The sequence below is a fragment of the Mycobacterium sp. 4858 genome (genome assembly GCF_900240975.1).
Lineage (GTDB): Bacteria > Actinomycetota > Actinomycetes > Mycobacteriales > Mycobacteriaceae > Mycobacterium.
The window spans coordinates 1,471,317-1,490,289 of the sequence record NZ_LT968776.1 but is presented as its reverse complement, the minus strand read 5'-3'; the positions used below and the strand labels follow the sequence as shown (position 1 = coordinate 1,490,289).

General features: G+C 71.4%; 19 protein-coding genes and 1 pseudogene. 7 read left to right on the top strand and 13 right to left on the bottom strand.

Annotation, left to right across the window (positions count from 1 at the left end; all coding sequences use genetic code 11):
- Nucleotide 1: 1 nt before the first annotated feature.
- The gene (locus C1737_RS15545) at nucleotides 2-1,009 is read right to left on the bottom strand and encodes a beta-ketoacyl-ACP synthase III (RefSeq protein WP_067917762.1); all 1,008 of its coding nucleotides are present in this window, start codon (nucleotides 1,007-1,009) and stop codon (nucleotides 2-4) included.
- Between the two features lie 144 nt (nucleotides 1,010-1,153).
- A complete protein-coding gene (locus tag C1737_RS15540; protein WP_102419971.1) occupies nucleotides 1,154-2,026 on the bottom strand; it encodes a 1,4-dihydroxy-2-naphthoate polyprenyltransferase in 873 nt (290 codons plus the stop codon).
- Between the two features lie 74 nt (nucleotides 2,027-2,100).
- Between C1737_RS15540 and C1737_RS15535 the strand changes: the two genes are divergently transcribed.
- On the top strand, nucleotides 2,101-2,877 hold the full coding sequence (locus tag C1737_RS15535) for an S-methyl-5'-thioadenosine phosphorylase (protein ID WP_233214766.1): 777 nt from the start codon (nucleotides 2,101-2,103) through the stop codon (nucleotides 2,875-2,877).
- Entirely contained in the window at nucleotides 2,874-3,902 is a 1,029-nt protein-coding gene (locus C1737_RS15530; RefSeq protein ID WP_102418827.1) for an NAD(P)-dependent oxidoreductase, read from the top strand. Before C1737_RS15535 ends, C1737_RS15530 begins: the two co-directional genes overlap by 4 nt.
- 5 nt (nucleotides 3,903-3,907) lie before the next feature.
- Here C1737_RS15530 and C1737_RS15525 read toward each other — a convergent pair whose 3' ends face one another.
- Nucleotides 3,908-5,578, bottom strand: coding sequence for a hypothetical protein (locus C1737_RS15525; protein ID WP_102418826.1), 1,671 nt, complete (start codon nucleotides 5,576-5,578; stop codon nucleotides 3,908-3,910).
- A gap of 278 nt (nucleotides 5,579-5,856) precedes the next feature.
- Here C1737_RS15525 and C1737_RS27425 point away from each other — a divergent pair.
- The 3 genes and pseudogenes from C1737_RS27425 (at nucleotide 5,857) to C1737_RS15510 (ending at nucleotide 9,097) form a co-directional block, all read left to right on the top strand.
- A pseudogene (locus tag C1737_RS27425) lies at nucleotides 5,857-7,778 on the top strand (hypothetical protein).
- A gap of 6 nt (nucleotides 7,779-7,784) precedes the next feature.
- Nucleotides 7,785-8,438, top strand: a complete 654-nt coding sequence (locus C1737_RS15515) for a glycosyltransferase family 2 protein (protein WP_067917752.1) — start codon at nucleotides 7,785-7,787, stop codon at nucleotides 8,436-8,438.
- Nucleotides 8,435-9,097, top strand: coding sequence for a DUF2064 domain-containing protein (locus C1737_RS15510; protein ID WP_067917750.1), 663 nt, complete (start codon nucleotides 8,435-8,437; stop codon nucleotides 9,095-9,097). The genes C1737_RS15515 and C1737_RS15510 overlap by 4 nt, the downstream gene beginning before the upstream one ends.
- A gap of 6 nt (nucleotides 9,098-9,103) precedes the next feature.
- Here C1737_RS15510 and C1737_RS15505 read toward each other — a convergent pair whose 3' ends face one another.
- The 7 genes from C1737_RS15505 to C1737_RS15475 all read right to left on the bottom strand — a co-directional run bounded on the left by C1737_RS15505 (nucleotide 9,104) and on the right by C1737_RS15475 (nucleotide 14,943).
- Nucleotides 9,104-10,456: a hypothetical protein gene (locus C1737_RS15505; RefSeq protein WP_102418825.1), complete on the bottom strand. Its 1,353-nt coding sequence runs from the start codon at nucleotides 10,454-10,456 to the stop codon at nucleotides 9,104-9,106.
- A gap of 11 nt (nucleotides 10,457-10,467) precedes the next feature.
- A complete protein-coding gene (menE, locus tag C1737_RS15500) occupies nucleotides 10,468-11,550 on the bottom strand; it encodes an o-succinylbenzoate--CoA ligase (RefSeq protein WP_233214764.1) in 1,083 nt (360 codons plus the stop codon).
- 68 nt (nucleotides 11,551-11,618) lie between these two features.
- Complete coding sequence (locus C1737_RS15495) at nucleotides 11,619-11,921, bottom strand: DUF3349 domain-containing protein (protein WP_067917744.1); 303 nt, start codon at nucleotides 11,919-11,921, stop codon at nucleotides 11,619-11,621.
- A 50-nt stretch (nucleotides 11,922-11,971) separates the two neighbouring features.
- Nucleotides 11,972-12,271, bottom strand: a complete 300-nt coding sequence (locus C1737_RS15490; protein ID WP_068097536.1) for a hypothetical protein — start codon at nucleotides 12,269-12,271, stop codon at nucleotides 11,972-11,974.
- A complete protein-coding gene (locus C1737_RS15485; RefSeq protein ID WP_102418823.1) occupies nucleotides 12,271-13,512 on the bottom strand; it encodes an inorganic phosphate transporter in 1,242 nt (413 codons plus the stop codon). Before C1737_RS15485 ends, C1737_RS15490 begins: the two co-directional genes overlap by 1 nt.
- Nucleotides 13,513-13,605: 93 nt before the next feature.
- On the bottom strand, nucleotides 13,606-14,016 hold the full coding sequence (locus tag C1737_RS15480; protein ID WP_067917738.1) for a VOC family protein: 411 nt from the start codon (nucleotides 14,014-14,016) through the stop codon (nucleotides 13,606-13,608).
- Nucleotides 14,017-14,046: 30 nt separating this feature from the next.
- Nucleotides 14,047-14,943 carry an SDR family oxidoreductase gene (locus C1737_RS15475; RefSeq protein ID WP_067917736.1) on the bottom strand — a complete coding sequence of 299 codons (897 nt, stop codon included), beginning with the start codon at nucleotides 14,941-14,943 and terminating at the stop codon, nucleotides 14,047-14,049.
- Between the two features lie 131 nt (nucleotides 14,944-15,074).
- Between C1737_RS15475 and C1737_RS15470 the strand changes: the two genes are divergently transcribed.
- Nucleotides 15,075-15,980 (top strand): AEC family transporter, encoded by a 906-nt coding sequence (locus tag C1737_RS15470; RefSeq protein WP_102418822.1) that lies wholly within the window; start codon nucleotides 15,075-15,077, stop codon nucleotides 15,978-15,980.
- A gap of 3 nt (nucleotides 15,981-15,983) precedes the next feature.
- On the opposite strand, the gene C1737_RS15465 is transcribed toward C1737_RS15470, so the two are convergent.
- Genes C1737_RS15465 through C1737_RS15455 form a run of 3 tightly spaced genes read right to left on the bottom strand, consistent with a single transcriptional unit; the run spans nucleotide 15,984 to nucleotide 18,290 of the window.
- Nucleotides 15,984-16,886, bottom strand: a complete 903-nt coding sequence (locus C1737_RS15465) for a 1,4-dihydroxy-2-naphthoyl-CoA synthase (RefSeq protein ID WP_102418821.1) — start codon at nucleotides 16,884-16,886, stop codon at nucleotides 15,984-15,986.
- A 13-nt stretch (nucleotides 16,887-16,899) separates the two neighbouring features.
- Nucleotides 16,900-17,355, bottom strand: a complete 456-nt coding sequence (locus C1737_RS15460; RefSeq protein WP_068097542.1) for a nitroreductase family deazaflavin-dependent oxidoreductase — start codon at nucleotides 17,353-17,355, stop codon at nucleotides 16,900-16,902.
- Nucleotides 17,356-17,366: 11 nt separating this feature from the next.
- The gene (locus tag C1737_RS15455) at nucleotides 17,367-18,290 is read right to left on the bottom strand and encodes an aldo/keto reductase (protein ID WP_102418820.1); all 924 of its coding nucleotides are present in this window, start codon (nucleotides 18,288-18,290) and stop codon (nucleotides 17,367-17,369) included.
- 82 nt (nucleotides 18,291-18,372) lie between these two features.
- Between C1737_RS15455 and C1737_RS15450 the strand changes: the two genes are divergently transcribed.
- Nucleotides 18,373-18,921 carry a TetR/AcrR family transcriptional regulator gene (locus C1737_RS15450; RefSeq protein WP_233214763.1) on the top strand — a complete coding sequence of 183 codons (549 nt, stop codon included), beginning with the start codon at nucleotides 18,373-18,375 and terminating at the stop codon, nucleotides 18,919-18,921.
- The last annotated feature ends 52 nt before the right edge of the window (nucleotides 18,922-18,973 follow it).

The following is an 18,973-nucleotide window of genomic DNA, read 5'->3' as shown; positions in this document are numbered from 1 at the left end:
ATCAGAAGTTGGGCATCCGCACGACCTGTGCGGCGTAACTGAGGCCCGCGCCGTACCCGATCAGCAGCGCCAGGTCGCCCGGCTCAGCCGCCCCGGTGGCCAGGATTTCGGCCATCGCCAGCGGAATGGACGCGGCCGAGGTGTTCCCGGTGTGCTCGATGTCGTTGGCGACGACGGCGTCCGGCCGCAGCTCCAGGCTCTTCGCCAGGACCTCGTTGATGCGGCTGTTGGCCTGGTGCGGCACGAAGACGTCGATCTCGTCGGGCCGCACACCCGCCGCGTCCATGGCCTGCCGGCCGACCTTGCCCATCTCGAACGCCGCCCAGCGGAACACCGCGCTGCCTTCCAGCCGCAGGAACGGGCGGGGGCCCGTCGGGCTGTCCATGTAGTCGATCCAGTCGATGTCCTGGCGGATGGCCAGGGCCTGTTCGCCGTCACTGCCCCAGACGGTCGGGCCGATGCCCTGATCGGGCGTCTCGCCGACCACCACGCCCGCCGCGCCGTCGGCGAAGATGAAGCAGTTGGTGCGGTCCTGCATGTCCACCGTGGGCGACAGCTTCTCCGAACCGAGGACCAGTACCTTGCCGGCGGTCCCGCCGCGGATCATGTCCGCGGCGACGCCGAGCGCGTAACCGAAGCCCGCACACCCCGCCGAGACGTCGAACGCGGGCACGCCGGTCGCGCCCAGCGCCGCGGCGACCGCGGGCGCGCAGGCCGGGGTCTGCAGAAAATGCGTGCTCGTCGCGACGATCACGCAGTCGACGTCCGGCGGCGTCAACCCGGCCTTGGCGATGGCCTCTCGCCCGGCCTCGGTGGCCATGGATGCGGCGGATTCCTCTCGGGCGGCGAATCGGCGCGTCTTGATCCCGGTCCTGGAGAAGATCCACTCATCCGAGGAGTCGATGTTCTCGCATATCTCGTCGTTGGTGACCACGCGCGCGGGGCGGTAGGCCCCGACGCTGAGCAACCCGACGTTCGTCGGCCCACTGGTCGCGGCGATCTGCTTCATTGCTGTCCCCGATCGGTCCTGCTACAACGGCCATCGTCCCGACGCCGGTCCTCCATTGTTATCGGATCCGGTCCCGCTCGTGCACCCGAGTGTGCATCCACGGCGGCGACACGCCGGTACAACCCGCCGCGGGCGCACGCCCGATCAGCGGGCCAGCGCCAGCGCCGCGGCCACCGCGATCGCCCAGACGACCATCGCCAGGCCGGTATCGCGCAGCACCGGAATCAACTCCGGGCCCCCGCGCCCCGACCGCACGGGACGCACCGCGCGCAGCGCCAGCGGCGTGGCCACCAACCCCACCGCGCACCACGGCGTGGCCGCCGTCAGCGCCAGTGTCAACACCCCGGCAGTCGCCAGCAGCGCCTGATACAACACGCGGGTGCGGGCGTCGCCCAGGCGCACCGCCAGGGTGATCTTCCCCGAGCGCTCGTCGGTGGGAATGTCGCGCAGGTTGTTGGCCACCAGCACCGACGACGACAGCGCCCCGGTCGCCACCGCCAGCGCCAGCCCCACCCAGTCCACCCGCAACGCCTGCGTGTACTCCGTGCCGAGCACCGCCACCAGGCCGAAGAACACGAACACCGCGACCTCGCCGAAACCGGCGTAGCCGTACGGTTTCGAGCCGCCGGTGTACAGCCACGCGCCGGCGATACACACCGCGCCCACCGCGATCAGCCACGGAGCGCTGACGAGCGCGAGCGCCACGCCGGCGGCCGCCCCGATCGCCAGGCTGGCGACCGCGGCCGCCAGCACCGACCGCGGGGTGGCCAGCCGCGAACCCACCAGGCGCACCGGGCCGGCCCGGTCGTCGTCGGTGCCCCGAATGCCGTCGGAGTAGTCGTTGGCGTAGTTCACCCCGATGGTCAATGCGAGCGCCACCGCCAGCGCCAGCAGCGCCTTCCACCACACCACGGATCCCAGCCATGCCGCCGCGCCGGTGCCCGCGACCACCGGGGCCACCGCGTTGGGCAGCGTCCGCGGACGCGCACCCGAGATCCACTGCCCGAAACTGGCCACGCACGCATCCTGCCAGGAGTGGGCCGCGCCCCCGCACCCGCGATCGGACATGGGCCATGCACCACAATGGGCGGATGCTCGGAGTCATCGGCGGCAGCGGCTTCTACACCTTCTTCGAGTCGGACACCCGCGTCGTCGACGTCGACACCCCGTACGGCCCGCCCAGCGCCGCGGTGACGATCGGCGCCGTGGCGGGACACCAGGTCGCCTTCCTGCCCCGGCACGGCCTCACCCACCAGTTCTCGGCGCACACGGTGCCCTACCGGGCCAACATGTGGGCGTTGCGCAAGCTAGGGGTCCGGCGCATCTTCGCCCCGTGCGCCGTCGGCAGTCTCAAACCCGAGAACGGTCCCGGCGCCATCGTGGTGCCCGACCAGCTGGTGGATCGCACCAGCGGCCGCCCCGACACCTACTTCGACTCCGGCGGTGTTCACGTCGACTTCGCCGACCCGTACTGTCCGACCCTGCGCGCCGCCGTCACCGGCCTGCCCGGGGTGGTCGACGGCGGCACCATGGTGGTGATCCAGGGCCCGCGGTTCTCCACGCGCGCGGAAAGCCAATGGTTCGCGTCGGCCGGGTTCTCGCTGGTCAACATGACCGGTTACCCCGAGGCGGTGCTCGCTCGGGAGCTCGAAATATGCTATGCGGCAATCGCTTTGGTGACCGACCTGGACGCCGGTGTGGCGGCCGGCGAGGGTGTGACGACCGTCGAGGTGTTCGCCGAATTCGAGAAGAACATCGGTCCGTTCAAAGGGCTGGTGCGTGACGCGATCGGCCGCGTTGCCGGCGAACGCGACTGCGCACACTGCCTGCCGCACACCGGCGTCACGCTGCCCCTCGAGTTGCCATGAGGGTGTTGCTGACCGGTGCGGCCGGCTTCATCGGCCCGCGGGTGGACGCGGCGCTGCGGGCCGCGGGCCACGACGTGGTCGGTGTCGACGCGTTGCTGCCGGCCGCGCACGGCCCGAATCCGGTGCTGCCGCAGGGCTGTCACCGCGTCGACGTCCGCGACGCCGACGCGTTGGCGCCGCTGCTGGACGGGGTGGACCTGGTGTGTCATCAGGCGGCGATGGTGGGGGCCGGCGTGGACGCCGCGGATGCCCCCGCCTATGGCGGTCACAACGACTACGCCACCACGGTGCTGCTCGCGCAGATGTTCGCCGCCGGGGTGCGCCGCCTGGTGCTGGCGTCGTCGATGGTGGTGTACGGCCAGGGCCGGTACCACTGCGGGCGACACGGGCTCGTCGACCCGCTGCCGCGGCGGCGCGCCGACCTGGACGCCGGGCTCTTCGAACACCGCTGCCCGGCCGGGGGCGAGCAACTCGAGTGGCGCCTGGTCGACGAGGACGCCGCGCTGCGCCCGCGCAGCCTGTACGCGGCCAGCAAGACCGCGCAGGAGCATTACGCGCTGGCGTGGTCGGAGGCGACAGGCGGCTCGGTGGTGGCGCTGCGCTATCACAACGTGTACGGACCCGGGATGCCGCGCGACACCCCCTATTCCGGCGTGGCGGCGATCTTCCGGTCATCGCTCGAAAAGGGCAAGCCGCCAAGGGTTTTCGAGGACGGCGGCCAGATGCGGGACTTCGTCCACGTCGACGACGTGGCCGCCGCCAACCTCGCGGCCACCCGGCACACGGACGGCTTCACCGCGGTGAACGTCTGTTCGGGGCGGCCGGTGTCGATCCTGCAGGTGGCCGGCGCGCTCTGCGATGCGCGGGGCGGTGGGCTCGCACCGGTGATCACCGGCCAGTACCGCAGCGGCGACGTGCGCCACATCGTCGCCGACCCGTCGCGGGCGGAGCGGGTGTTGGGTTTCCGCGCGGCCATCGAGCCGGCCGAGGGGCTGCGCGAATTCGCGTTCGCCCCGCTGCGCTGAGCGTCCTACCCCTGCGGCGGCCGGTAGATCTTGGGCCGCTGCACGGGTATCTGGCGCGTCGCGGAGTCGTCGCCCCGGAAGATCCGCGGGCCGGTGGCGATCCGCGTGGTCGCCGTGGCCGACGGCGCGGCCGCGTGGCCCACCGGGACTCGCGCCCTGGGCGCGGCGGGAGCGCCGGGCGGCGGGACGGCGGGCCCGGGGACGGCACGGCGGCGTCGCAGGCGGCGGCCGCGCAGCTGTCCGGTGACCACGGCGGCCCCCAGGATGCACAGGGCCAGGCCGCACAGCGTCACGTCGAAGGTGCTGGTGATCTGCTGGGCGAGGTTGTTGCCGTAGACCGGGTGCTGCGCAGGCGAATTGGGTGAATCCGCGAACCGCGGCGCCAACACCACCCCCACCACGACGCGGGCGACGCTCAGCGTGGCGACCAGCCCGCACAGCGCCGTGATCAGCCGCGCGGAGCGGGCGGCCTTGCCCAGGTTGACGCGCAGCCAGATCGCCAGGACGGCGGTGGCCAGATCGAACGCCGCCAGCACCACGCTGTCGTAGCGGGAGAAGGGGTAATTCAGGCTCACGGAGACGAAGAGATCCGTCAGCCGCATCGCCATCGAGCCCAGGGCCCATACGGCGATGAGCAGCAAGCCGTTTCGGGCCGCCACCCGCCAGGCGCCCTCCTCGGCCCCGGTGGTGTTCCGGTGACCGAACAGCGTCCCGGGTGCGAAGATCGCCGCGGCGGCCGCCCATGCCAGATAGCCCTCGAAGCCGACCCCGGCGGTCGAGGTGTTCTGCGCGATGCCGTGGAACGCGTCGATGTTCCGCCCCACGGGCAGGATCCACACTCCGATCCCGGCGACCAGCGTCGACGCGCCGAGCGCGACGGTGGCCAGCCGGGAGGCCCGGGTGCCGCGCAGCAACCACCTGGCGGCGACCAGCACGGCGACCAACGCCACCACGCCGTACACCAGCGCCGTCACGATCACCGCGACGTTCTGCGTGCCGAACGCGGCTGCGCCGCCGACGTTCTGCAGCGCGTAGCGCACCCGCCAATACAGGTTGAAGCCAAAACTGAGCACCGCCAACAGCATCGACGCGTAGCCGATGACCCGGGCCGACCTCAGCCAGCCGGTGTACTCGTCGCCCTCGGGGACCGGTCCGGAGCGGGCGCCGGTGGCCGCCGCCTGCGCGCTCAGCAGGGAGCCGGCGATGCCGGCCCACGCGCCCGGCCCGACGCCGCCCGGCACGTTCACCGTGCCGCCGAACTTGACGGTCTCGAACGCGTCGAATCCCACGAACGCCAGCACCAGCAGCGCATAGGGGATGTTGAGCCCCAGGCGAAGGCGGGCCGCCGCCGCGGGGTTGAACCGCGCACCGGACGACCGCCAGGAACCGGCCGCGGCGACGGCGATGACGGACAGCGCGGTCGCCGCGACGAGCACCGCGAAGAGAACCGGGCTGCTGCCGGGAATCCCGACGCCGAAGTCCAGGTTCCACGGCAGCAACAGGGCGACGATCAGGAGCGCGACGGCGGTCAGATCGCTGACGACGTGCCAGCGTCGCGTGGAATTCCCGGGCGGGGTCAAATCGCCTGCGGCCGGCCGGATGATGCGAGTGGTTCGCTGCGCCTGCCCGTGATCGATGGGGCCGGTAGGGGCGTCGTCGCTGCTCTGGCTCACCATGCCCCCCGGGATTCGACGACGGTCGGTTGTGGCGCAGGATCGGTTGCGCGGCGGGTGATTGCCCTGCCGAGCCGGCCGCACTGCTCGCTTGCGAACATATTCTCCGTTCGGACGCCGTGGCGGATTCCGCGGCGACCGTCCTGTAGTTCGAGAAGCTGGTTACGCTGCGCTATGGGCAAACCTTGTCGCCCGAATAACTGATACTGCCAACGGTATCGCAAGTGTAATGATGCCGGGACATTGCTGGTCGTGGGGTAACCAGCCGAAGGAGAACCGGGATGGACGTCGTGTTGGGGGTCGCGGTCACGGGCCCCGTTGCCCGCTTGGCGCTTGTCGGGCCGGGCGCGCAGGGCGCCGACGTGATCGACCAATCCGTCGTCAACCTGGAGGACAACCCGGTCGGAAAACTCACCGAGACGGTGGTCGGCACCAATCGGCTCCTGGCGGATGAGAATCACCGGCTGGTCGGCACCCGCGTGTGCTGGAGCGACGATCCGCGGGCCGGCCAGCTGCGCCAGGCGCTGCAAGACTCCGGTGTTTCCAACGTCGCAGTGCTCTCCGAGTCGCAGGCCGTGGCCGCCTTGATGCGCGCGGCGGGCCGGCCGGGCGCCGCGCTGGTGATGGACGACGCGACGGCGACGTTGTCGGTGCCAGGCTCCGCCGACGACCAGAACTCCCCCCCGACCGTGCTGGCCAGGGAGCCACTCGCCGGCGGCGACGTCACCGCGACGTTCAACACGATGATGGCCCAACTCAGCGCCCGGCCGGATGCCCCGGGCGAGGTGTACCTGGTGGGGGCTTCGCCCGAGTTGGCCCAGGTTGCCGACCAGTTGCGCGACGCGTCGTCGACCATGCGGGTGCAGGTCGCCGACGAACCCGCGTTCGCGGTCGCCCGCGGCGCCGCGATGGCGGCCGCGGCCGGTGCCGATGCGACGGCGATGGCGCCAGCCGTCGGGCTCACCGGGGACGAGGCGCCGGCCGTCGGGCTCACCGGCGACGAGACCGCGATGGCGCCCGGGCTCACCGGGGACGAGACGGCGATGGCGCCCGGGCTCACCGGGGACGAGACGGCGGTCGTGCCGCCGCCGGCCGAGGAGGAGCCGCAGCTGGCCTATTCGATGGCGGATGACGCCGAGCCGTTCGCCGGCGACGAGTACGGCCCCGAATTCGACGACTACGACCACGTCGACCAGACCGAGGCGATCCCCTCGCGCCTGAGCCGACGCTCCCTGGTGGTCGGCAACGCCGTGATCGCCTTCGCCGTCGTCGGGTTCGCGTCCCTGGCCGCCGCGATCGCCATCGCCGTCCGTCCCACCGCGAGTCAACAGCCCGTCGTCGGGCACCAGAACGCCGCTCCGGGCAAGTTCATGCCGCTATTGCCGACGCAGCAGCAGGCGCCGGTGCCGCCGCCCCCGGTCGACCAGCCCAACGCCGGGTTCCAGGGAGGCACCCTCCCGGCCCCCACCGCCGTTCCGCAACAGGTGGCGCCGCCCGCCGGGGGAGGGGGAATCACCGCCCCCGCTGCGGCCCCCAAACCCCCCCCCGGGCAAATTCCATCCCCCTTTTCCCGCCGCAGCAGCGGCCGCCGGCCCCCCCCCCCCGGGCCCCCCACCCCACCGCGGGTTCCGGGGGGGCCCCCCCCCCGCCCCCCCCCGCCGTCCCGCAACAGGTGGCGCCCCCCGCCGGGGGAGGGGCGCCGGCGGCGCCCGCCGCGCCGGTGGAGCCCGGCGCCCCGGGGGGCGTGCCCAACCCGAATCCCGTTGTGCCCGTTCCCGTTCCGGTCATCGTTCCGTTCCCGGGCTGGCAACCCGGCTACCCGCAGCCGCCGTACAACCCGCCGTCCACGACGACGATCACCCCGCCCACGACCAGTTACGAGCCCCCGACGACGTCGATCAGCCCGCCGACGACTTCGATCAGCCCGCCTACGACGTCGATCAGCCCGCCGACCACGTCGATCAGCCCGCCTACGACGTCGATCAGCCCGCCGACGACCTCGTACTCGCCCCCGACAACCTCCTACTCGCCGCCGACCACGTCGTACTCCCCGCCGACGACGTCGTACTCCCCGCCGCCGACCTCGCACGAGCAGCCCCCCACCACCTACTCGCCGCCGCCGCACACGCAAGAGACCGCGCCGCCCACGCATTCGCAGGAGACGCTCGTCCCGCAGCAGCCGCGCAGCCATCGCGGGTTCTGAGGCGTCATGCCCGACGCCGTCACGGTGGTGCTGCCCTGTCTGAACGAAGAGGAGTCGCTGCCCGGCGTGCTGGCGGGCATACCCGCCGGATACCGGGCGCTGGTGGTCGACAACAACAGCACCGACGACACCGCCGGGGTCGCGCGGCGGCACGGCGCCGAGGTCGTCGTGGAGCCGCGGGCCGGGTACGGCTCGGCGGTGCACGCGGGCGTGGTGGCCGCGACCACCCCGATCGTGGCGGTGATCGACGCCGACGGCTCCATGGATGGCGGCGACCTGCCGCGGCTCGTCGCCGCGCTCGAGCAGGGCGCGGACCTGGTGGTCGGGCGGCGCCGGCCGGTGGCCGGACTGCATTGGCCCTGGGTCGCCCGGGTCGGCACCGTGGTGATGAGCTGGCGGCTGCGCACCCGCCACGGACTGCCTGTGCACGACATCGCGCCGATGCGGGTGGCCCGGCGGGAGGCGCTGCTGAACCTCGGCGTCGTCGACCGGCGTTCGGGCTATCCGCTCGAGCTCCTGGTGCGCGCCGCCGCGGCCGGCTGGCGCGTGGTCGAACTCGACGTCGGCTACGGCCCCCGGACGGGCGGTAAGTCGAAGGTCAGCGGTTCGCTGCGGGGGAGCATCACCGCGATCCTCGACTTCTGGAAGGTGATCTCGTGAGCGTCCTGCCGGTGACGCTGCTGGTGGTCGCCAAGGCGCCGGAGCCGGGCCGCGCCAAGACCAGGCTCGCGGCCAGCGTCGGGGACGCCGTCGCCGCCGAGATCGCCGCGGCCGCGCTGCTGGACACGCTGGACGCGGTGGCCGCCGCGCCGGTGGCCAACCGGGTGGTCGCCATGACCGGTGACCTGGACTCCGCGGCCGGCGCGGTCGAGATCCGGCGACGGCTGCGGTCCTTCACCGTGATTCCGCAGCGCGGCGAGGACTTCGCGGACCGGCTCGCCAACGCCCACGCCGACGCCGCGGACGGGTTTCCGGTGCTGCAGATCGGGATGGACACCCCGCAGGTGACCGCCGAGCTGCTGGCCGATTGCGCGCGCCGGCTGCTGGAGGCGCCGGCCGTGCTGGGACTGGCCCACGACGGCGGTTGGTGGGTGCTCGGCGTGGCGGCGCCAGCCATGGCCGAATGCCTGCGCACCGTCCCGATGTCCCAGCCCGACACCGGGGAGCTCACCCTGAAAGCGTTGCGCGACAATGATATCCACGTCACGCCCGTGCCGCGGTTGGCCGACATCGACGTGCTCGACGACGTTGCCGCGGTGCGCGAGGCGTGCGGGCAGGCCAGTCGTTTCGCCAGGTTCACCCGCGCGGCCGGCCTGTAGCCGCGCCTACCAGTTCGTGACGATGAGGGTGTTGAGCAGCACGGCGCCGGCGGCGTTGAGCGCCAGCCACAGCCGGTGTGACCGGACGGGCAGTAGCGCGGGCGCCGCGGTGAGCCACATGGTGAAGGGCAGCCAGATCCGCTCGACCTCGGCCTTGCTGAGCATGCTGAGATCCGCGCAGGCGATGGCGGCCAGCACGGCCAGCAGCAGCAGGTGGAACCCGGAGCGGCGCCGGATAGCCGCCCAGTCGAACACCCGGGTGACCCCGGCGACGCTGCCCAACCCGATCGCGCACACGACGGACGCCAGGTTGGCCCAGCTCCAGTATTGAAACGGCCGGTCCTTGGCGATGCCCTGCCAATAGCGTTGCTGCACAAGGGTGTAGCCGTCGAACCAGTAGAACCCCGAGACCGCGAAGGCCACGGCCACCGCCACGGCGGCCAGCGTCGCCGGGCCGAGCGCCCGAAGCGCGGCTCGCCAGTCGGCGGCCGACGCCAGCACCGCCACGGCCGGCAGCCCCATCAGCATCAGCCCGTAGTTGCAGAACACGCCCCAGCCCAGCAGCAGGCCCGCGCCGGCGGCCGCCCACACGGGGAACCGGACCGGCCGGTGCACCGCCAGGGCCAACAGCGCGATGCCCCATGCGGCGATGCCGGCGAAGTACCCGTCGGCCGACACCGCCACCCAGATCGCCGTGGGCGCGACGGCGACGAACGGTGCGGCGCGGCGCGCGGTCTGCTCGTCGGCCAGCGCGCGGACGGCGATCAGCACCGCGGCCGCCGCACTGGACCCGACCAGCAGGCACAGCAGCCCGGCCCAGGAGCCCCCGTGCAGGCCGATCCGGTCGAGCCAGACGAACGTCAGCAGCGCGCCGGGCGGATGCCCGGAGACGTGCGTGGTCCACGAGTTCGGCTGGTAGTCGACGATCCGGCTGGCGAACGTGCGCACCGCGGCCGGGATGTCGGTGATGCCGGGCACCTGCGACAGGTACTCGTCCCTGGTGGTCAGCCGGCCGGCGAAGCCGCGCTGCCAGCCGTCGATCATCGCCAGCGCGAATGCCCATCCGCAGGCGGTGGCCCACGTGCCCAGCGTCAACACCCGCCACGAGAGGCGTTGCGCCAGAATCGGTCCCCAGACCACCGCGGCCACCGCGATGGCGATGGCCGGCCCAGTGCCCCAGCTGGCGTGGACCTCCCAGGCACCGAAAATCGGCGGGGCCCCGGTGTGCGTGCCGAATCGCTCCTGCCCCACATCGGTGCGCGGCCGGACGCCCCAGTGCAGCCGCGGCAACACGAACGCCGCCACCACCAGCACCGCCCCGACCCCGACGGCCGCTGCCTCCCGACGTGCCACCCTCACGGTCGACCAGCCTATTGACCGGCCGAACCGGCGAAGCGGCGCACTAACGCCATGCGGTCGACCTTGCCGATGCCGCGTCGCGGCAGCGCGTCGACGATGTGCATCTCGCGCGGAGCGGCGGTGGCGTCCAGGGCGCGTGCAACATGAGCGCGCAGCGCGTCCAGGGTCGGCGCCGGGCGGCCCGCCGCCACCACGACCGCGGCCACCACCCGCTGGCCCAGCCGGTCGTCGGCGAGGCCGAAAACCGCGCAGTCCCCGACGGCGGGATGGCTGCCCAGCGCGGCCTCGACCAGTTGCGGCAGCACGGTCAACCCACCCGTGCTGATCGCGTCGTCGGCGCGGCCCAGCACGGTCAGCACGCCAGCCCCGTCGAGGGCGCCGAGGTCATCGGTGCGGAACCAGCCCCGCTCGGCGAACGGGTCGGGGTGCACGGGGTTGCGGTAGCCCTTCGCCAGGGTCGCGCCGCCGAGGGCGATGCGCCCGCCGTCGGCCACCCGGACCCGGACGCCGTCCAGCGGCACGCCGTCGTACACGCAGCCGCCGGCGGTCTCGCTCATGCCGTAGGTGCGGACCACGGCGACGCCGGCCGCCGCCGCGGCATCGAGCACGCCCTGCGGGGCCGGTCCGCCGCCGAGCAGGACGGCGTCCAGTTCGGCGAGGGCGGCGGCGGCCGCCGGATTGGTCAGCGCCTTGGCCAACTGCGTGGCTACCAGCGACGTGTATCGCCGCCCGGATGCCAATCGCCTTGTCGCGGCGGGCAATTGGGCGACGTCGAAGCCCGCTGAGACGTCCAGCTCCACGGGCGTCGAGCCGGCGAGGGCGCTGCGCACCAGCACCTGCAGCCCGGCGATGTGATGCGGCGGCAAGGCCAGCAGCCAACTGCCCGGCCCGCCGAGGCGGTTATGGGTGGCCGTCGCGCTGGCCGTCAGCGCGGCCGCGGTGAGCAGGGCCCCCTTGGGCGCACCCGTGGTCCCCGACGTCGTCACCACCAGGGTCACGTCGTCGTCGATCTCTTCGCCGACCCGCAGGGCCGCCCGCAGCGCGTCCGAGGCGGGGTCGAGGGCGACCAGTGCGGGGTCGCGGGCGTCAAGCACCCGTTCCAGGGCGGGTAACAGCGTCGATACGGCCGAGCCCGGCGGGACGGTGAGGGCGCGCAGTACGGCTATGCGGGGTCCTCGGCCTGCTCCGCGTCGTCGAACGGCCAGCCGACGGCCGCCAACCGGACCCGGACGCGCTCGACGTCGTCGGGTGTCGGCAGCTCGTCGGTGATCTGGGTGATCAGCACCCCGATGTCCACGTCGTCGAACTCGCCGCGCCGGACCAGCTCGCAGGCCACCTCTTTGACCTCGTCATGGGACAGCCGGCGGGTCAGCAGCGCGAGCACCGGGAAGGTGTCCGTCGGCGGGATCCCTTCCGGGTATCCCGCTCGCAGCCACGAGACGATCGAGTTGAGAAATCCGTTCACGCTGTTCCCCCCGGTGTACGGCGCGGTAACGCGGTGGGCATCAATCGATGCTACTTGGGTTTTGCTCCGAGGAACGCCGTGCCGGTGTGGTGGGCGATGAAGTCGCGGGAGATGTACAGCAGGGCGAAGACGATCACCAGCAGCACGACCGCATAGATCAGCCAGGCGATCGCGAGCAGCGCCGGGTTCTTCTGTGGCGCGCTGCCACCGGTGGTGACCTGCCCGGCGCCGACCGCGTGGAATCGCAGCCCCAGGGCGAACAGCCCCGGCAACGCGGCTCCGGCCAGCATGGAGAAGATCAGGATCTTGAGGGATGCCTGGTAGTTGAACCAGTCGCTGAAGTGACTCATCAGGCGTTCGCCTTCATCGTGGGGTCGTCGGAGTCGTACCGGCCGGAGGCGCCGCTGCCGTTCGTCGGATGCACGTCGGATGGCGGCTGGTGCTCGGCGGCATCCTGCAGCCCGGCGGTCAGGTCGCCCTGCCATTCGGCGTTGACGTTGTTGTGGTCGACCTTGACCTTGCGCGACCGGATGTAGATGGCGGCCGAGACCGCGACCAACAGTCCGAAGCCGACGACCGCGCCGGGGTACCCGCCGATGTAGTGCACGATCCAATAGGTGACCGCGCCGACCAGCCCGGCCAGCGGCAGCGTCACGAGCCAGGCGACGCCCATCCGGCCGGCCACGCCCCAGCGCACCTCGCCGCCGGGCTTGCCCAGCCCGCTGCCCAGCACCGAACCCGTGCAGACCTGCGTCGTCGACAGCGCGTAGCCGAAGTGGGTGGACAGCAGGATGACCGCGGCCGAGGACGACTCGGCGGCCATGCCCTGGGGCGACTGGATCTCCACCAGCCCCTTGCCCAGGGTGCGGATGATGCGCCAGCCGCCCAGGTAGGTGCCCGCCGCCATGGACAGCGCGCACGCAACGATGACCCAAAGGGGCGGCATGGCGGCGTTCCGGCTGATCGAGCCGTAAGACATCAGCGCCAGAAAGATGATGCCCATCGTCTTCTGCGCGTCGCCGGTCCCGTGCGCCAGCGAAACCAGCGACGCCGAGCCCCACTGGCCGTACCGGAACCCGGCCTCGGTGCGTCCAGTCTCAAGGCCACGGGTGATCCGGTACACGAGCCAGGTCGCGATCGCCCCGACGGCTATGGCCAGGATCGCGGCCACCACTGCCGGGATGAGTACGTGGGACACCAGGCCCTTCCAGAGCACCCCGTGTCCACCGACGGCGGCGATCGTGGCGCCGACGATGCCGCCGATCAGCGCGTGTGACGAGCTGGACGGGATACCGAAGAGCCAAGTCAGCAGGTTCCACACGATGCCGCCGACCAGGCCGGCGAACACCAGCTCCAGCGTCACGATGTGCCCGTCGATGAGGCCCTTGGCGATCGTGGCGGCGACGGCGGTCGACATGAACGCGCCCACCAGGTTCAGCACCGCGGATAGCGCGACCGCCACCTTGGGCTTGAGCGCGCCACTGGCGATAGAGGTCGCCATCGCGTTGCCGGTGTCGTGGAAGCCGTTGGTGAAATCGAAAGCGAGTGCCGTGATTACGACAATGCTGAGGAGGAACAATTGGATGTTCACAGCGCCTGATTCTCGTAGTTGGGAGATTCGATTGTCGAACGGTGGACCAGTCGAATTGCGGGTGTACCTCGACTTGTCGTCAGATGTTAGCCCTTAGTTAACCGGCCGTTCCGCCTGATCACCGCGGGTGTCGCGGCGCAGCGGGTGGTCCGGCGGGATCTGGATGAAGATCAGCGTGATGCCGTCGGGATCCGTCACGTGCATTTCGTAGAGACCCCAGGGTTCTTGGCGCGCTTCGCGGGCGATCGCCACGCCCCGGCCGCGAAGCTCGGCCTGGGTCGCCTCGATGTCGCGGACCTGGAGCCACAGCGCGCCCGGGAAAGGGCCGCGGGAGTGGTCCGGTGAGCCGTAGCCGGCGAGCTCCAGCAACGACTGGCCGGCGAAAAACACTGTGCCCCCGGGGTATTCACGGGCTATCGCGAGGCCGATCTGGTCCCGGTAAAACGACAGCGATTGCTGATAGTCCGCCGGCCGGAACAGCATCCGGCTGGCCAGGATCTCCATGACGTCGTGTCTATCACGTCGCGGTGGGATCTAGTCGCTCTCTGCGCGGTTCGGCTGGAGCCTTTGCCGCTGCATGAGCGTGTTGACCAGCCGGGGGCCGAAGGTGTCGATGGCCTTGGCTGCGATCGCCATCCGCGGCGCGATCCGCACCGGCCGGGTGCGCGCGGCGGTCAGCATCCATTCGGCGGCCTCTTCGGACGTCAGCGCCGGCATGCCCTCGTAGGCCTTGGTCGGCGCGATCATCGGGGTGGCCACCAGCGGGTAGTACAGCGTCGTCGAGTGCACACCCTTGCCGCCCCACTCGGTCTCGACGACGCGGCTCACCATCGACAACGCGGCCTTCGACGCGTTGTAGACGGCGAACAGCGGCGAGGCCTCGGACAGCACCCCCCAGGTGGAGACGTTGATGATGTGGCCGTCTTTGCGCTCGAGCATGCCGGGCGCCAGCCCGCGGATCAGCCGCAGCGGCGCGTAGTAGTTGAGCACCATGGTCCGCTCCACGTCGTGCCAGCGCTCCAGCGATTCGGCCAGCGGTCTGCGGATCGACCGGCCGGCGTTGTTGATCAGGATGTCCACCCCGCCGAGCCGCTTTTCGACGTCGGCGACCAGTGCGTCGACCGCGTCCATGTCGGAGACGTCGCACGGCATGGAGAGCGCGGTGCCGCCCGCCGCGGTGATCCGGTCCGCGAGCGCGTCGAGCAGTTCCTGCCTTCGGGCGACAACGACCACCGTCGCCCCCGCGCGGGCCAGCAGTTCGGCGCCGGCCTCACCGATGCCCGACGACGCCCCGGTGAGCAGGACGCGCTTGCCCTCGAGCTCGACCGGCTTCATGGCGGGCCGGTTGACCAGCACCTGCGGCGCCATCGGCGGTCGCATGCTGGCCAGGACGAGCTGATCGGTGAAGCGGCGCAGCGGGCTTTTACTCACGGGTGGGCAGTCTAGGGGCGTGGCGCGCGGCTTACCCCGCCGTGCTTGGCGATCGCCCCTTCAATACGATCGCCGACCGTCGGTTACTTCTTGTCGGCACGCGGCCCGGGCCGCCGGAGGAAGCGGGCTGCATGCGGGAGATCGCACTGGTCCTGGTCTGTCTGATCCTCGGTTTCCTGTTGCGGCTCTCGGGACGGCTACCGGACAACGCCGGCAGCGTGCTGGGCGGCTGGGTGATCAACGTCGCGCTGCCGGCCGCGGCCTTCCACAGTGTTCACAACCTGCGCGTCAGCGACGACTGGTGGTTCGCCGCCGCAACGCCGTGGCTCGACGTCGCCCTTGCCGTCGTGGTCATCGTTCCCCTGAGCCGTGCATTTGGATGGTCGCGGCGACGCACCGGCGCTCTGCTGCTCGCCGGGGGCTGGTGCAACACCTCGTTCGTGGGGCTCCCGCTGATCGCCGCGTACGCCGGTGAACAGTGGATGGCTCTGGGCATGGTGATCGACTTGTGCGGGTCCTATCTGGCGGTCTCCACCCTGGGTATCGCGGTCGCGTCGATCGCGGGCGCCAGCAGGCTCGACTGGCGTGACGTGGTGAAGAGGATCGTGACCTTCCCGCCTTTCCTGGCCATCCTCGCCGCTTTCGCCACCAATCATGTCGATCGCCCGACGTGGGTGACCCAGGTGATCGACGCGCTGGCGCTCACGCTGACGCCGCTGGCGATGGCGGCGGTGGGCTATGCCCTGCGGCTGGACCACATCGCCGGGCGTCTCGCACCACTGAGCGTCGGCCTGGGTTATCGGCTGCTGGTGGCTCCGCTGGCTTTGGTGGCCATGTATTGCGCCCTCGGGCAAGCGCACGATCCCGTCGCCAAGGTGGCGATGCTGGAGATGGGGATGCCCCCGATGCTCGGCGCCAGCATCATCGCCATGGAGCACGATCTCGAGCCCGAGCTCGTCGCCTTGTTGATCGGTGTCGGGGTGCCGCTGTCCATCCTGACGACCTGGTGTTGGTGGCCGGTGATCTTGGGGCTGTGAACGCTAGAAGTAGCGCGGGAACCGGCTCCAGTCCGGCGGCCGCTTCTCCAGGAAGGCGTCGCGGCCCTCGACGGCCTCGTCGGTCATGTACGCCAGCCGGGTGGCCTCGCCGGCGAACAGCTGCTGGCCGACCAGCCCGTCGTCGAGGAGGTTGAAGGCGAACTTCAGCATCCGTTGCGCCTGCGGGGATTTGGCGTTGATTTCGGCGGCCCACGCGATCGCCTCCTTCTCCAGATCGGCGTGGTCGACGACCGCGTTGACGGCGCCCATGTGGTGCATCTGCTCGGCGGTGTACGCGCGGCCGAGGAAGAAGATCTCGCGGGCGAACTTCTGGCCCACCTGGCGCGCCAGGTATGCGCTGCCGTAGCCGCCGTCGAAGCTGCCCACATCGGCGTCGGTCTGCTTGAACCGGGCGTGCTCGCGGCTGGCCAGGGTGAGGTCGCAGACCACGTGCAGGCTGTGCCCGCCGCCGGCCGCCCAGCCGTTGACCAGGCAAATGACCACCTTGGGCATGAACCGGATCAGCCGCTGCACCTCGAGGATGTGCAGCCGCCCGGCGCGGGCGGGGTCGACGGTGTCCGCGGTGTCGCCGCTTGCATATTGATAACCGCTGCGTCCGCGGATGCGCTGATCGCCGCCGGAGCAGAACGCCCAGCCGCCGTCTTTGGGGGAGGGGCCGTTGCCGGTCAGCAACACCACGCCCACATCCGGGGCCATCCGGGCGTGGTCGAGCACCCGGTAAAGCTCGTCGACGGTGTGCGGCCGAAACGCGTTGCGCACCTCGGGCCGGTCGAACGCCACCCGTACGGTCGCGTCTTCGACGTGGCGGTGGTAGGTGATGTCGGTCAGGTCGTCGAACCCGACGACGGGCCGCCAGGACTGCGCGTCAAAGGGATTGTCGGTCAAGGTGGTTGAACTCCTATGCCGGGTCCAGGCGGAAGACGGCGCAGCGGCCGGCCAGGGCCTCGAACTCCTCGGGCCGGCCTTCGGTGACGAGTCCGGCCCGCTTCATGAAGCCGACGCCCGTGGGCACTTCGGCCGGGAAGGCGCGCAGGATCGGCCGGGCGTCGTCGGCGGCCAGCTCGGCCATCCGCACCTTCTGGACGTGCCGCCCCCGCGCGATCGTCGCTTCGCCGGCGGCCCGCGCGTTGGCCACCCAGTCGGCGCCCGGGAACCCGGCGACGACGTACTGCTGCCCGTCAACCGTCATCGGGGTCACCGGTGTCGAGCGCGGTGCGCCCGACTTGCGGCCGGTCACCGTCAGCACCACGGGGCTTTCGCCGCCGAAACTCAGTCCCAGCCGCGACATCTGGATGAACACCTTGTTGGCCGGCTTCAGCCACCACGGCGGCTTGACCGGTTTGCCGCTTCCCATAGGCAGCGACGTTACCTCTGGAACGGCTCGACCCCGTGGGGCTGGGGCTCCGTTGTGCCGACGGCGTCCAGCCTTTCCATGGCGTCGGCGCCGAGGGTGACGTCTCCGGCGCCGAGATTCTCGTGCAGGTGCGCGACGGATCGCGTGCCGGGAATCAGCAGCGTGTTCGGCGTGTGGGACAGCAGCCAGGCCAGGCCGACCTGGGCGCCCGTGACGCCGAGCTCGCCGGCGATCTCGGCCACCACGGGATGGTCGGCGACCTTCGGGAAGCCGGGGAACGACGATCCCAGCGGGAAGTAGGGCACCCACGCGATGCCCTCGGCCGCGCACAGCTGCAGCGTGTCTTCCTGCGAACGGTCCAGCACGCTGTAGGCGTTCTGCACGCAGGCGATGCCGGCCGGCAACGCCCGGCGCACCACGTCGAGCGGCACGGCGCTGATGCCGATGCCGCCGATCTTGCCCTCGTCGCGCAGCGCGATCATCTCGGCGAGCTGGTCGTCGAGGTCGACGGCCTGGTCGCCCTCGGCGGCCACGCCGGGCCCGAGGTCCATGCGCCGCAGGTTCACCACCGGGATGCGGTCCAGGCCGAGCTGGCGCAGGTCGTCCTCGACCGCGGCGCGCAGCTCCGCCGGCTTCTGGGCGGCGGCCAGGGGTATCGGCTCTTCGCCGGTGTATCGCGCGCCGACCTTGCTGACGATGACGAGATCGTCGGGGTAGGGGGCCAGCGCGGCGCGGATCCGGCGGTTCACCTCGCCGGGGCCGTAGAACGACGCGGTGTCGATGTGGTTGACGCCGAGTTCGACCGCGCGGCGCAGCACCACGGCCGCGTCGTCGGCGGACGTCGCCTCGAACAGCTGCATCGCGCCGTAGCCCACGCGTGCGACGGTCGACGTGCCGATGGTGCCGAGACCGCCGGGTTGTGGTTTGTCCGTCATGGTGCTCCCTCGTGCCAGACTGGAGAAGATGCGGAGGATCCTCCGCTTATTCGAGCGTAGCAGAAACGGAGGAGCCTCCGCTTTGGCCGAGATCCGATCGGACGCACGCCGGAACCGTGAGCGGCTGCTCGAGGTGGCGACGGCGGCGTTCTCGCAAGGCCGGCCGGTGTCGCTGGAGTCGATCGCGCGCGAGGCCGGCGTCGGGATCGGCACGCTCTACCGCCATTTCCCGAACCGGGAGGCGCTGGTCGAGGCCATCTACCGCGCCGAGCTCGCGGAGGTGGCCGCGGCGGCCGAACGGCTCCTCGGGCGGCATCCACCCAAGACCGCGCTGCGCAATTGGATGGACCGTTACGCCGCCTTCGTGGCCGCCAAGCGCGGCATGGCCGAGTCGTTGCACGCAATCTTCGACTCGGGTGCCATGCAGCCCAGCCAGACTCGGGACAGCATCGTCGGCGCCGTCGACCTGCTGTTGCGGGCCGGCGCCGACGACGGCAGCCTGCGCTCCGACGTGCGGGCCGACGACGTGGTGTCCAGCCTGATCGGCATCTTCCTGGCCAGCGGCTCGGCGGAGCAGACCGGTCGCATGCTCGACCTGCTGGTCGCTGGGGTGACTGCGCCCCGAACGTGAAGCCAGTTTCACGCTCGGGCGCGAGCGTGAAGTTAATTTCACGCTCGGCGAG